General features: G+C 68.9%; 13 protein-coding genes. 10 read left to right on the top strand and 3 right to left on the bottom strand.

Going from position 1 to position 12,614, the window contains the following annotated elements; all coding sequences use genetic code 11:
* Window positions 1-18 precede the first annotated feature (18 nt).
* The 3 genes from CXK94_RS13385 (at window position 19) to dxs (ending at window position 3,448) form a co-directional block, all read left to right on the top strand.
* Entirely contained in the window at window positions 19-261 is a 243-nt protein-coding gene (locus CXK94_RS13385; protein WP_102894708.1) for an exodeoxyribonuclease VII small subunit, read from the top strand.
* Window positions 258-1,148, top strand: a complete 891-nt coding sequence (locus CXK94_RS13380; protein WP_102894707.1) for a polyprenyl synthetase family protein — start codon at window positions 258-260, stop codon at window positions 1,146-1,148. The genes CXK94_RS13385 and CXK94_RS13380 overlap by 4 nt, the downstream gene beginning before the upstream one ends.
* Before the next feature lie 383 nt (window positions 1,149-1,531).
* Entirely contained in the window at window positions 1,532-3,448 is a 1,917-nt protein-coding gene (gene dxs / locus CXK94_RS13375) for a 1-deoxy-D-xylulose-5-phosphate synthase (protein ID WP_102894706.1), read from the top strand.
* Between the two features lie 196 nt (window positions 3,449-3,644).
* Here the strand turns inward: dxs and CXK94_RS13370 are convergent, their stop codons facing one another.
* Window positions 3,645-4,121, bottom strand: a complete 477-nt coding sequence (locus CXK94_RS13370; protein WP_037044752.1) for an NYN domain-containing protein — start codon at window positions 4,119-4,121, stop codon at window positions 3,645-3,647.
* 111 nt (window positions 4,122-4,232) lie between these two features.
* On the opposite strand from CXK94_RS13370, the gene CXK94_RS13365 reads away from it, so the two are divergent.
* Complete coding sequence (locus tag CXK94_RS13365; protein ID WP_102894705.1) at window positions 4,233-4,913, top strand: YciC family protein; 681 nt, start codon at window positions 4,233-4,235, stop codon at window positions 4,911-4,913.
* A gap of 86 nt (window positions 4,914-4,999) precedes the next feature.
* Window positions 5,000-5,425 (top strand): VOC family protein, encoded by a 426-nt coding sequence (locus CXK94_RS13360; RefSeq protein WP_037044754.1) that lies wholly within the window; start codon window positions 5,000-5,002, stop codon window positions 5,423-5,425.
* Window positions 5,426-5,451: 26 nt separating this feature from the next.
* Here the strand turns inward: CXK94_RS13360 and CXK94_RS13355 are convergent, their stop codons facing one another.
* Window positions 5,452-6,282, bottom strand: coding sequence for an SDR family oxidoreductase (locus CXK94_RS13355; protein WP_102894704.1), 831 nt, complete (start codon window positions 6,280-6,282; stop codon window positions 5,452-5,454).
* Between the two features lie 198 nt (window positions 6,283-6,480).
* On the opposite strand from CXK94_RS13355, the gene CXK94_RS13350 reads away from it, so the two are divergent.
* Window positions 6,481-7,254, top strand: coding sequence for a substrate-binding periplasmic protein (locus CXK94_RS13350; protein WP_102894856.1), 774 nt, complete (start codon window positions 6,481-6,483; stop codon window positions 7,252-7,254).
* A 6-nt stretch (window positions 7,255-7,260) separates the two neighbouring features.
* On the opposite strand, the gene hrpB is transcribed toward CXK94_RS13350, so the two are convergent.
* Window positions 7,261-9,786 (bottom strand): ATP-dependent helicase HrpB, encoded by a 2,526-nt coding sequence (hrpB, locus tag CXK94_RS13345; protein ID WP_102894703.1) that lies wholly within the window; start codon window positions 9,784-9,786, stop codon window positions 7,261-7,263.
* A gap of 244 nt (window positions 9,787-10,030) precedes the next feature.
* On the opposite strand from hrpB, the gene CXK94_RS13340 reads away from it, so the two are divergent.
* The 4 genes from CXK94_RS13340 to CXK94_RS13325 all read left to right on the top strand — a co-directional run bounded on the left by CXK94_RS13340 (window position 10,031) and on the right by CXK94_RS13325 (window position 12,535).
* Window positions 10,031-10,447 (top strand): polyribonucleotide nucleotidyltransferase, encoded by a 417-nt coding sequence (locus CXK94_RS13340; RefSeq protein WP_102894702.1) that lies wholly within the window; start codon window positions 10,031-10,033, stop codon window positions 10,445-10,447.
* A gap of 25 nt (window positions 10,448-10,472) precedes the next feature.
* Window positions 10,473-11,363 carry a cation diffusion facilitator family transporter gene (locus CXK94_RS13335; RefSeq protein WP_102894701.1) on the top strand — a complete coding sequence of 297 codons (891 nt, stop codon included), beginning with the start codon at window positions 10,473-10,475 and terminating at the stop codon, window positions 11,361-11,363.
* Between the two features lie 308 nt (window positions 11,364-11,671).
* Window positions 11,672-12,151, top strand: coding sequence for an Lrp/AsnC family transcriptional regulator (locus CXK94_RS13330; protein WP_037045164.1), 480 nt, complete (start codon window positions 11,672-11,674; stop codon window positions 12,149-12,151).
* 180 nt (window positions 12,152-12,331) lie between these two features.
* Window positions 12,332-12,535, top strand: a complete 204-nt coding sequence (locus CXK94_RS13325; protein ID WP_102894700.1) for a DUF2788 domain-containing protein — start codon at window positions 12,332-12,334, stop codon at window positions 12,533-12,535.
* Window positions 12,536-12,614: the final 79 nt, after the last annotated feature.

Genomic DNA, 12,614 nt, shown 5'->3' with positions numbered 1-12,614 from the left:
ACACGACAGGTTCCCGCCATGGCCCGCAAGAAAGTCGCCCTTGATTTCGAACAATCGCTCGCCGAGCTGCAGCAGCTGGTGGAGCGCCTGGAAAGCGGCGAACTGTCGCTGGAAGACTCGCTGACCTGCTTCGAACAGGGCATCGGCCTGACCCGCGACTGCCAGGCGGCGTTGAGCCAGGCCGAGCAGAAGGTGCAGATCCTGCTCGAGCGCGACGGCACGCTGCAGGAAGCACCCTTCGACACGGACGCCGAAGCATGACGATCGGCGAGTACCAGAAGCGCTGCCAGCAGCGCGTCGACGGCTGTCTCGATGCCCTCTTCGTCGCGCCGCAAGCGCCGCTCGAACGGCTCTACCAGGCCATGCGCTACAGCGTGATGAACGGCGGCAAGCGGGTGCGCCCGCTACTGGTCTACGCCGCCAGCGAGGCCCTGGGTGGCGACAAGGCCCAGGCGGATGGCGCCGCCTGCGCGGTAGAGCTGATCCATGCCTACTCGCTGGTGCACGACGACCTGCCGGCCATGGACGACGACGACCTGCGTCGCGGCCAGCCGACCACCCACAAGGCCTTCGACGAGGCCTGCGCGATTCTCGCCGGCGATGGCCTGCAGAGCCTGGCCTTCGACGTGCTAGCAGCAGCGCAATCCAACCCCGCGGACCCGCTGCTGCGCCTGCGGATGTTCGGCGTCCTGGCGCGCGCCGCCGGCCCGGCCGGCATGGTCGGCGGCCAGGCCATCGACCTCGGCTCGGTCGGCCGCAAGCTCGATCGCGCCGCACTGGAGCAGATGCACCGGCACAAGACCGGCGCCCTGATCGAGGCCAGCGTGCAGCTCGGCGCCCTTTCCAGCGGCCGCGCCGATGCCGACAGCCTCGCCTCGCTGAACCAGTACGCCCAGGCCGTCGGCCTGGCCTTCCAGGTGCAGGACGACATCCTCGACGTGGAAAGCGACACTGCCACCCTCGGCAAGCACCAGGGCGCCGACATCGCCCGCGACAAGCCCACCTATCCGGCGCTGCTCGGCATGGACGCGGCCAAGGCCTATGCCCTGGAGCTGCGCGACCTGGCGCTGCATGCGCTACGCCCGTTCGATATCGCCGCCGAGCCGCTGCGCGAGCTGGCACGCTATATCGTCGCGCGGCGCAACTGAGGCGCCCGCGCGGTATTCGGGCTGGAGCCAGGCCTGCGGCCTGCAATCGCCGCGAGGGCGCGCCTCCCCCAGGGTTCGGTGTGGGCTGCCTGCTTTTGTGGGAGGCCCGACCCCGGGGCGAGGCTTTTGGGCTTCCGGCAGGCCTGCGGCCTGCAATCGCCGCGAGGGCGCGCCTCCCACAGGGTTCGGTGTGGGCTGCCTGCTTTTGTGGGAGGCCCGACCCCGGGGCGATGCTCTTGGGCTTCGTCGCGGTGCTCCTCAGGCTACGCACCCCACGCAGCCTGCGGACTGCGCGAACAGCATGCGCTGGACGCAGGGTCGTTCTTATCGCAGGGCCCATCGGTTAAACTGCCGCTCTTTTTTCGACAAAAACGATTCGCCCGATGCCCAAGACGTTCCATGAGATTCCTCGGGTACGCCCCGCGACGCCCATCCTTGACCGCGCGGCCACGCCCGAGCAACTGCGCCGGCTGGGCGAGGCGGAACTCGAAGAACTGGCCAACGAACTGCGCCAGGACCTGCTGTTCAGCGTCGGCCAGACCGGCGGCCACTTCGGCGCCGGCCTCGGCGTGATCGAACTGACCATCGCCCTGCACTACGTCTACGACACCCCGGACGACCGCCTGGTCTGGGACGTCGGCCATCAGGCCTACCCGCACAAGATCCTCACCGGGCGCCGCGCGCGCATGGCCAGCCTGCGCCAGAAGGACGGCCTGGCGGCCTTCCCGCGGCGTTCGGAAAGCGCCTACGACACCTTCGGCGTCGGCCATTCCAGCACCTCGATCAGCGCCGCCCTGGGCATGGCCATCGCGGCACGCCTGCAGGGCAGCAAGCGCAAGTCCATCGCCGTGATCGGCGACGGCGCGCTGACCGCCGGCATGGCCTTCGAAGCACTCAACCACGCCCCGGAAGTCGGCGCCAACATGCTGGTGGTGCTCAACGACAACGACATGTCGATCTCGCGCAACGTCGGCGGGCTGTCCAACTACCTGGCCAAGATCCTCTCCAGCCGTACCTATTCGAGCATGCGCGAGGGCAGCAAGAAGATCCTCTCGCGCCTGCCCGGCGCCTGGGAAATCGCCCGTCGCACCGAGGAATACGCCAAGGGCATGCTGGTGCCCGGCACCCTGTTCGAGGAGCTCGGCTGGAACTACATCGGCCCCATCGACGGCCACGACCTGCCGACCCTGATCGCCACCCTGCGCAACATGCGCGACCTCGACGGCCCGCAGTTCCTCCACGTGGTGACCAAGAAGGGCAAGGGCTTCGCCCCGGCCGAGGCCGACCCGATCACCTGGCACGCCATCAGCAAGCTGGAGCCGGTGGATGCGCCGGTCGCGCCGAAGAAGCCTGCCGGGCCGAAATACTCCAACGTCTTCGGCCAGTGGCTGTGCGACATGGCCGAGGCCGACCCGCGCCTGACCGGCATCACCCCGGCGATGAAGGAAGGCTCGGACCTGGTGGCCTTCAGCGAGCGCTTCCCGCAGCGCTACTTCGACGTCGCCATCGCCGAGCAGCATGCCGTGACGCTGGCCGCCGGCATGGCCTGCGAAGGCATGAAGCCGGTGGTGGCGATCTACTCGACGTTCCTCCAGCGCGCCTATGACCAGCTGATCCACGACGTCGCGGTGCAGAACCTCGACGTGCTGTTCGCCATCGACCGCGCCGGGCTGGTCGGCGAGGACGGCCCGACCCATGCCGGCAGCTTCGACCTGTCCTACCTGCGCTGCATCCCCGGCATGCTGGTGATGACCCCCAGCGACGAGAACGAGATGCGTCGCATGCTCACCACCGGCTACCACTTCGAAGGCCCGGCGGCGGTGCGCTACCCGCGCGGCAGCGGGCCGAACGCGCCCATCGAGCCGGGGCTGGCGCCGCTGGAAATCGGCAAGGCGGTGACCCGCCGCCGGGGCGGCAAGGTGGCGCTGCTGGTCTTCGGCGTGCAGCTGGCCGAGGCGCTGCAGGTCGGCGAGGCACTGGACGCCACGGTGGTCGACATGCGCTTCGTCAAACCGCTGGACGAGGCGCTGCTGCGCCAGCTGGCGACCAGCCACGAACTGCTGGTGACCATCGAGGAGAACAGCGTCATGGGCGGCGCCGGCAGCGCGGTGGCCGAATTCCTCGCCGGCGAAGCCATCGTCCTGCCTATGCTGCACCTGGGGCTGCCGGACCAGTACGTCGAGCATGCCAAACCCAGCGAGATGCTCGCCGAATGCGGGCTGGATGCCGCCGGCATCGAAGCCGCCGTGCGCCAGCGCCTGGCGCTGCTCGGCAACGCCCGAGGCAGCGCCAGGCCGTAGGGTGGAAAACGGCGCAGCCTTTTCCACCGGCGCATGAGGGCGACCACGAGGCCGCCTGGGGGTAAAGCGTGCAATCTTCCTGCATCGCCTGGTGGATGAGCAAAGCGTCATCCACCCTACGCTCTGCCTGGCACACCGTAGGGTGGAAAACCGCGCAGCGTTTTCCACCGCTTCGGCCAGCTCTACATCCGCGCACTCAGCCGCGCAGCAGCAGGTCGCCCTCGATCGGCACGTAGCGCGTGGCGGCGCGGATCAGCGACTGCGCGGTGAGCCCGGGCACGCCATAGGCCGTCGCCTCGGCGCCGCCGGCGCGCACCCGCTCCAGCAACAGGTCGAAATCGCCGTCGCCGGAGGCCAGCACCACCTCGTCGACCCGCCCCGCCGCGTCCAGTACGTCGATGGTGATGCCCACGTCCCAGTCGCCCTTGGCCGAGCCGTCGCTGCGCTGGATGTAGGGCTTGAGCTTCACCGTGAAGCCGAGGTTGCGCAGGATCCGCTGGAACTGCTGCTGGCGGGCGTCGCCGCGCTCGATGGCATAGGCGTAGGCCTCGACGATCTCGCCGCGCCTGCCGACGTCCGCCCACAGCGCCGCATAGTCGAAGTGGCAGCCGTAGGCCTGGCGCACCGTGTAATAGAGGTTCTGCACATCGGCGAACAGGGCGATCTTTCTCACGGTAGCCAGCCTGCGATCATTGACGGGTCTCCAGTATGGACGGCGACATCGCGCATGTCCCGGCACTTCGGCTACAGTGGCGCCCCGATCGATCCACACTGCCGATTTGCAATGAATGTCTTTGCCATCCTGCGCGACGCCTGGTTCTTCTATTCTCGCCATTTCATCGCCATCGCCCGCCTCTGCCTGCCGTTGATCCTGCTCGAGAGCGCCACGCGCCTGGGCGTCGACCACTGGCTCGGCAAGGGCGCGCTGCCGGCGCAGGAACTGCTCGTCGGCCTGATCTTCTATCCGCTGTACATCGGCGCACTGATCCTCTACCTCGATGCCCGCAGCCGCGGCCACGACCCGGCGCCGCGCGCGGTCCTGGCCCGTGCCCTGCCGCTGTGGCCGGCGCTGGCGGTGCTCTCGGCGCTCGGCACGCTGCTGATCCTGCTCGGTGCCTCGCTGTTCGTGCTGCCGGGCATCTGGGTCATGGTCAGGATCGCCTTCGCCGAATACCTGCTGGTGCTGCGCGGGCTGTCGCCGCTGGCCGCGCTCAAGCAGAGCTTCATCCTCACCCGCGGGCATTTCCTGCTGGTGCTCGGTTGCGTGCTCAGCGTGCTGCTGCCGCTGTGGGTTCTCGAGGCCTGGATCGTCGCGCAGGCCTGGGCCGGCGAGGCCCCGCCAGCGCTGCCGGCGATCCTGCTCGACGGCGTCATCGGCCTGCTGCAGCTGCTGCCCACGGTGATGCTGTTCCGCTGCTTCATGCTGTGCACCGCGCAGCCTGCGCGCGAGCGCGACGCCGCCTGAAGCGGCGCGCTCCGTTAGGCCGGCGCCACGGCCGGATCGTGGTGGCCTGCTAGGCTTCTCCGGCCAGTCATCCGGAGGCTCCAGCCATGGCCGAACAGAATCCCAGCATCCTCTCGCACATCTCCCTCGGCACCGACCGCTTCGACGAGGCGGTCGCCTTCTACGACCGGGTGCTGCCCAGCCTCGGCTGCAAGCGCATTCTCGAACACCCCGGCGCTGTCGCCTGGGGCCGCGAATTCCCCGAGTTCTGGATCCAGACACCGATCGACGGCGCCCCGGCATCGGTGGGCAACGGCACCCATGTCGGCTTCTTCGCCGCCGACCAGGCCGCGGTGGATGCCTTCCATCGTGCAGCCATCGCCGCCGGCGCCCGCGACGAAGGCGCCCCGGGGCCGCGTCCGGAATATGGCGAGCCGTACTACGGCTGCTTCGTGCGCGACCTCGACGGGCACAAGATCGAGGCGGCCTACTGGGATGTGGCCCTGATGCGCCAACTCTACGGCGACCGCTAGGCTCGTGGCGCGCCCGTGCCAGCGCCCTACGATCTGTTGCCGAGCAGGCGCGGCAGCAGCAGGTTCTGGTAGAGGCGCGGGAAGCAGCGCGCCAGCAGCTGCGCCTTCCAGTCGAGATTGGACAGCACCAGCAGCCGGCGCCGGCGCAACGCGCCCTGGTAGATCGCCTCGGCGACATCCTGCGCCGAGAAAACCCGGCCGATGATGTCCAGCACCGGCTGCGGCGCCGTGGAGCCATCGCCGACCAGCACGTTCTTGCGCAAGTCGGTGGCGGTGTAGCCCGGGCATACCAGCATGACGTTGACCTCGGAGCCCTCGAGCTCGCCGCGCAGCGTCTCGAACAGCCCGTGCAGTGCATGCTTGCTGGCGTTATAGGCGGCGCGGTTGGGCACCGGGGCGTATTGCGACAGCGAGCTGAGCACGATGATCTGCCCCTGCCGCGCGATCAGGCTCGGCAGGGCGGCCTGGGTACAGTGCAATGCGCCATAGAAATTCACCGCCATGACCCGCTGGAACACCGCCAGGCTGGTTTCCGCCACGCGGCTGCGATGGGTGATCCCGGCATTGTTGATCAGCACGTCAATGCCGCCGTAGCGCTCGACGACCAGCGCCACCGTGCGCCGGACCGCTTCGGCATCGCTGACGTCGCAGCGCAGGCCGAGCGCCTCGGCATTGTGGTGGTCGGCCAGATGCTGGACCAGACCATCCAGCGCGTCCTGATCGAGATCGAAGATCACCAGCCGCGCGCCGGCCTGCGCCATGCGCACCGCCAGGGCGCGGCCGATGCCGGCGCAGCCGCCGGTAATCAGCACCACCTTGCAGTCGAACACCTTGCGGTCGAATACCTTGCGCTGCATACACTCGCTCCTTCGTGCCTCGGTGCCCGAACATCCCCGGCACCCCGGTTTGAGCATAGGTCGATGTTCGCCGACATTCCCGTTCCCGCGGCAAGACGCATCATCGACAATCGCTCGTCGGCGGCGCACCCTAGTGACGGTTGCTCGTGACGCCTCGCGCCAGAAGCTGTGCCGTCCCGACGGAAAACCAGGCCATCAATTCACCCAGCGCAGGGCAATGACCACCCCGTGAAACCGCTTCTATTCCTCGCCCTGGCCATCGCCCTCGTTCCCGTCACGGGGCGGGCCGAGCCGGCCTCCCAGCGGGTGCTGAACGTCGGCTACTACGAATTCGCCCCGGCCATCTACAGCGATGCGCGCGGGGTGGCGCGCGGCGAGGTGGCCGAGCTGACGCGCAGGGTGGCCAAGCACGCGGGCTACGGCGTGAGCTTCCGCGCCCTGCCCAGCGCGCGGCTCTATGCGGCGCTGGAAAACGGCAGCATCGACCTCTGGCCCGGTGCCCAGGGCAAGCCGGAGCTGGCCGCACATACGCTGGAAGGACGCCACACGCTGAGCCACATCAACCTCAACCTGTACTTTCGCCCGGACACGCCGGTACCGCGGATTCCGGACGATCTCGCCGGGCAGGCGCTGATCCTCATCAATGGCTACAGCTACTGGCCACGCATCACCGGGATGCTCGACGATCCCGCCCTGAACCTGCGCCTGTTGCGCACCAGCACCCATGTCTCGGCACTGGAAATGCTGCGGCGCCGGCGCGGCGACTACCTGCTCGACTACCAGATCCCGGTGGAACAGGCCCGTCAGCGCCTGCAGATGGAGGCGCTGCCACACCTGCGCGTGGAGCAGGTGCCGATCCGCTTCATCGTGTCCCGCCATGCCCGCGGCAGCGCGCAAATCGTCGCCGCACTCGACCGCGCCTACGAGGAACTACGCGCCGCCGGCGAGGACCTCAGCCTGCCGACGGACTGACGGGCGCTACTGCCCGCGCGGCTTGGCCCTGGCGGTGGGCTCGGCGACCAGCGGGTCGTCCGGCCAGTAGTGCTTGGGATAGCGGCCCTTGAGGTCCTTCTTCACCTCGGCGTAAGTGTTGGCCCAGAAGCTCGCCAGGTCCTGGGTGACCTGCACCGGCCGCCGCGCCGGTGACAGCAGGTGCAGCTTGACCACCTGCCGGCCGCCGGCGATGCGCGGCGTGTCGGCCAGGCCGAACAGCTCCTGCAGGCGCACCGCCAGCACCGGCGGCGACTCGGCGTAGTCCAGGCGAATCCGCGAGCCGGACGGCACCGCCAGGGCCACCGGCGCCTGCTCCTCCAGGCGCTGCGGCAACGGCCAGGGCAGCAGCGTGGCGAGCATGCCGGGCAGGTCCAGCTGGGCGAAATGCGCCAGCCGCGACACCTTGCCGACATAGGGCAGCAGCCAGTCCTCCAGCCGCACGAGCAACGCCGCGTCGCTGACGTCCGGCCATTCGCTGGCGCCGCCATTGGCCAGGTCCAGTTGCCGCAGCAGGCCGATGCGTGCCTGCCACTGGCGCAGCTCGGGCGTCCACGGCAGCAGTTCCAGGCCCTTGCGCCGTACCAGTTCGAGCAACGCGCGGGCGCGAGCCTGGTCGTCGAGCCCAGGCAATGGCTCGCGGGCCAGCACCAGCTCGCCGATCCGCCGCTGGCGCTCGGCGCGCAGCGCCCCCTCGCGCTCGTCCCACTGCAGCTCGTCGCGCTGGCTGACCTGCTCGGCCAGCACCCCGTCGAACAGCACCGGGTCCAGCGCCACCGCGCGGTAGATGCGCTCCTCGCGCTGGCCCTGGTGGCTGCCGAGTTCGGCGATCACCAGCCAGGGCTCCTTCATCAGCGCATCCGCTTCGCCGAACTGCGCCGCCCGGCCATTGGCCAGGCGGTACGCGCCGCCGCCCTCGCGGCGCTGGCGGGCGACCCGGTCGGGATAGGCGAAGGCCAGCAGCGCGGCGAGGGCCTGGCGCTCGTCCAGCGCGCCCGTCGTGTCGCCGCCCGGCCCGCGCAGCAGGCCGCGGAACTGCCGGGCCAGCTGGCGCACCCGCTGCACGCCGCCGCCACGTGCGCTCTGCAGCTGGTGCAGGCGCAGTGCCAGGTCGGCGCCACCGTCGCGCTGCCCGCCGGGTTGAATGTCGCGCTCCACCAGCAGCGCGGCGACGTCCGCCGCCAGCGCACCGAGGCCCAGCGCCTGGCCGCGCAGCAGCATGTGCGCCAGGCGCGGATGCGCCGGCAGTTCGGCCATCGCCTGGCCGTGGGCGATCAGTTGCCAGCCGCCACGGGCATTGCGCGCCAGCGCGCCGAGACGTTCGAGCAGCGCCTGGGCCTGGGCGTAGGCCGCCGCCGGCGGGGTGTCGAGCCAGGTCAGCTCGTCCGGCTCGCCCCCCCAACGCGCCAGCTGCAGCGCAACGCCGGCAAGATCCGCCTGGAGAATCTCCGCCTCGCCGTAGGCCGCCAGCTGTGCGTGCTGCTCCGCGGACCATAGCCGGTAGCACACCCCCGGCTCCAGACGCCCGGCGCGCCCCGCCCGTTGCGTCGCCGAGGCGCGGGAGATGCGCCGGGTTTCCAGGCGGGTCATGCCGCTGCCGGGGTCGAAGCGCGGCACCCGCGCCAGGCCGGCATCCACCACCACCCGCACGCCGTCGATGGTCAGGCTGGTCTCGGCGATATTGGTGGCCAGCACCACCTTGCGCATGCCAGCCGAGGCCGGCTCGATCGCCGCGCGCTGGGCCGCCAGTTCCAGCTCGCCGTGCAGCGGGCAGAGCAGTACATCGCCGCGGCCGTCCAGCTGTTCGGCCAGCGCCTCGTTCACCCGGCGGATCTCCGCCTGCCCGGGGAGGAACACCAGCACGCTGCCGTGCTCGTCCTGCAGCGCCTGCAGCACCGTCTGCACCACCCGCGGCTCGACGCGCTCGCCCGACGCCAGCGGGCGTCCCCAACGCTGCTCCACCGGATGCATGCGTCCCTCGCTGCGCACCACCGGTGCATCATCGAGCAACGCCGACAGGCGCTGGCCCTCCAGCGTCGCCGACATCAGCAGCAGCTTGAGCGGCTCGTCGCGCAGCAACTGACGCGCATTGAGGGTCAGCGCCAGCGCCAGGTCGGCGTCCAGGCTGCGTTCGTGGAATTCATCGAAGATCACCAGGCCGACGCCTTCCAGCGCCGGGTCGTCCTGCAAGCGGCGGGCGAGGATGCCCTCGGTGACCACCTCGATGCGGGTGCGCGGTCCGACTTTGCTGTCCAGGCGGATGCGGTAGCCGACGGTCTCGCCGACCCGCTCGCCCAGCTCGCTGGCCAGGCGCTCGGCGGCGGCACGTGCTGCCAGCCGGCGCGGTTCGAGCATGACGATGGTTTGCCCGGCCAGCCAGGGCTCATCCAGCAGCGCCAGCGGCACGCGGGTGGTCTTGCCGGCGCCTGGCGGCGCCTCGAGCACGGCTTCGTCGCGCTGACACAGGGCCTGGCGCAGCGCCGGCAGGGCTTCGTCGATGGGGAGGGAATTCATGAGCACTCGCTTCGGACTGGACGATTCGATGACGGCAACGCCCACTCGCCGCGAAGCACATCAGTTGATGCTGTAACCGTGGCCGGACGAGCGCACGCTGGCAGGGGCGCTGGCCGCGCGCCGACATCATAGCGCGTGGCCGCGCAGGCCAGCAGCGAACACCCGCTGACGCCATGCGGTCTGATGTCGAGAAAACATCATCCGGCCCTTGTATAGTTGCGCCAGAATTTTCCAGGAGGTCCCTATGCATACTCGTTCCCGTGTCATCGGCGGCGTGTTGGCCGTTTCCCTGTTCACCCAGCTGGCGGCCTGCGGCACGCTGTTCTATCCCGACCGCCGCGGCCAGATCGAGGGCCGTATCGACCCGGCGATCGCCGTGCTCGACGCCGTCGGCCTGCTGTTCTACGTGATCCCCGGCCTGATCGCCTTCGGCATCGACTTCGCCACGGGGGCGATCTACCTGCCCGACGATCAATACTCCATGGCCCCGGAAAAGCTGCAGCAAGCCATCGGTGCCGACGGCCAGATCGACCAGGCCCGGCTGAAGGCCATCATCGAGCAGGAAATCGGCCGCAGCCTGCCGCTGGATGACCCGCGCCTGATCCAGCACAGTGGCAGCATCGAACAACTGGCGGCCTTCGGCCTGCGGCCTGCCGCATGACTACGGCTATTGGCGCACGCCACCGATGAGTATCGATAACGGACACGCCCGGCTCATGCGCCGGGCCACCGGTGCGGCGCTGGCGACGGCGATCCTGCTGGCGCTGAGCAAGGCAGTGGCCTGGTGGCTGAGCGGTTCGGTGAGCCTGCTCGGCGGCCTCACCGACTCGCTGCTCGACGGCGCTGCCTCGCTGCTCAACCTGCTGGCGGTGCATTACTCGCTGCGCCCGGCGGACGACGACCATCGCTATGGCCACGGCAAGGCCGAGGCCCTCGCCGGGCTCGGCCAGGCGGCGTTCATCTGCGTCAGCGCGATCCTGGTCGGGGTCCAGGGCGTCGACCGGCTGCTGCATCCGCAACCGCTGGGCGCCCAGGGCATCGGCATCGCGGTCATGCTGTTCTCGCTGCTGATGACTGCCCTGCTGCTGTCCTACCAGCGCCATGTGGTCAAGGTGACCGGCTCCACCGCGATCCGCGCCGACTCGCTGCACTACCGCTCGGACCTGCTGCTCAACAGCAGCATCCTGCTGGCCCTGGTGCTCGCCGGTTTCGGCTGGGAGCGCACGGATGCGCTGTTCGGCATCGGCATCGCCTTCTACATCTTCTGGAGCGCCGTGAGCATCGTCCGCGAAGCCGGAGCGGTGCTGATGGACACCGAGCTGTCGACCGAGATCAGCGAGCACATGCAGCAACTGGTGGGCGAAGTACCGGGCGTGTACGGCTGCCATGATTTCCGCACGCGGGTCTCCGGGACGCGCTGGTTCGTGCAGATGCACCTGGAACTGCCCGGCGAGCTGTCGCTGTCGCAGGCCCACGACCTGTGCGTGGCGGTCGAGCAGGCGATCAGCACGCGCTATCCGCAGGCCGAGGTGCTGGTGCACGCCGATCCGCTGGAGGTCTCGCCGCCGCATCGGTGAGCGTGGCTGGAACGAAAAAGACCACGCCGGGGCGTGGTCTCTTCGATTCGTCAGGCCGATGATAACGGCTGCTTCGCACGGCGCCTCGTGAGCACCGGGGGCCCGGACCGTCGGCCTGGATAAGGCCTTCGGCAGTCACGGCGGGGATCGCGTGCCGTGCCCGTTCTGCCGGGGGCTGAAGTTGGGATAAAGCTTACGCCTGCCGGTCCGACAGTGGATTGCGAAGATTGCTTTCAATGGCACCGCTTGCGCAACAAGTCGTCTTCAATCCATCATCTTGCGCAACAAACATCCGGAAGTACCTGTCCATGAGCAAACTCGACCGCTACGACCTGCGCATTCTCGCGGAATTGCAACACGACGCCCGCCTCTCCAACCAGGAACTCGCCGAACGCATCGGCCTGTCGCCATCGCCCTGCTCGCGGCGCGTCAAGCAACTCGAGGACGACGGCTACATCGCCCGCCAGGTCGCCCTGCTGGACCGCAAGCAGCTCGGCCTGACGCTCACCGCCTACGTGCTGATCGGCATGGACCGGCATACCCCGGAGCGCTTCGAGCACTTCGAGGAGATCATCGGCAAATGCCCACAGGTGCTGGAGTGCAGCCTGGTCACCGGCATGGACGCCGACTACCAGCTCAAGGTCGTGGTGCCGGACATGGAGCACTACCAGCAGTTCCTGCTCGGCACCCTGACGCGCATCGAGGGCGTCTCCAGCGTGCGTTCCAGCTTCGTGTTGCGCCAGGTGGCCTCCAGCACCGAGCTGCCGCTGGAGCATCTGCGCAGCTGAGAGACCGCTCACGAATCGAAGCAACACGCGCCGGTTGCATTGCGTATAATTCGCGCCGCCTTGCTATGCCCCGCGCGCGTCTATCCAAAAAGAGCTGCCCGCTCGCCTATAAGTATTGCTTCCCGCCGCTGCCATAGCTGATGTCGTCTGAGTTTCAGACCTAGCCATGCGGAGGACGCAATGGACCCAGCTGTTTTCGAAGAGTGGATGATGATCATCCTGGTCAGTGGCTTGGTGGCCTTCATGGCCTTCATCGTCTGGGATCTGGCCAAGCAATCGAAGGCCGGTCGCTACGGCACCCTGGTGCTGTTCGGCGCACTCGGGCTGGGCGTGCTGGGCTTCGTCATCAAGACGCTGGTGATCGGCAGCCTCGAAGGCATCTGACCGCTCACCTCCCGTTCATCCCTTTCCAGGCTGCGTCGCACCGACGCGGTCCGTGATTCGTTTTGCCCAAGGAAACCCC

This window comes from Stutzerimonas stutzeri, assembly GCF_002890915.1.
Classification (GTDB): Bacteria; Pseudomonadota; Gammaproteobacteria; order Pseudomonadales; family Pseudomonadaceae; genus Stutzerimonas; species Stutzerimonas stutzeri_AF.
The sequence above is the reverse complement of the archived record's forward strand: the minus strand, read 5'-3'. Positions and strand labels throughout refer to the sequence as shown.

Coding starts and splice junctions, on each gene's coding strand:
- dxs (WP_102894706.1), top strand. CDS start 1,532: ATGCCCAAGACGTTCCATGAGATTCCTCGGGTACGCCCCGCGACGCCC.
- CXK94_RS13385 (WP_102894708.1), top strand. CDS start 19: ATGGCCCGCAAGAAAGTCGCCCTTGATTTCGAACAATCGCTCGCCGAG.
- CXK94_RS13330 (WP_037045164.1), top strand. CDS start 11,672: ATGAGCAAACTCGACCGCTACGACCTGCGCATTCTCGCGGAATTGCAA.
- CXK94_RS13335 (WP_102894701.1), top strand. CDS start 10,473: ATGAGTATCGATAACGGACACGCCCGGCTCATGCGCCGGGCCACCGGT.
- CXK94_RS13340 (WP_102894702.1), top strand. CDS start 10,031: ATGCATACTCGTTCCCGTGTCATCGGCGGCGTGTTGGCCGTTTCCCTG.
- CXK94_RS13380 (WP_102894707.1), top strand. CDS start 258: ATGACGATCGGCGAGTACCAGAAGCGCTGCCAGCAGCGCGTCGACGGC.
- CXK94_RS13355 (WP_102894704.1), bottom strand. CDS start 6,282: ATGCAGCGCAAGGTATTCGACCGCAAGGTGTTCGACTGCAAGGTGGTG.
- CXK94_RS13360 (WP_037044754.1), top strand. CDS start 5,000: ATGGCCGAACAGAATCCCAGCATCCTCTCGCACATCTCCCTCGGCACC.
- CXK94_RS13325 (WP_102894700.1), top strand. CDS start 12,332: ATGGACCCAGCTGTTTTCGAAGAGTGGATGATGATCATCCTGGTCAGT.
- hrpB (WP_102894703.1), bottom strand. CDS start 9,786: ATGAATTCCCTCCCCATCGACGAAGCCCTGCCGGCGCTGCGCCAGGCC.
- CXK94_RS13365 (WP_102894705.1), top strand. CDS start 4,233: ATGAATGTCTTTGCCATCCTGCGCGACGCCTGGTTCTTCTATTCTCGC.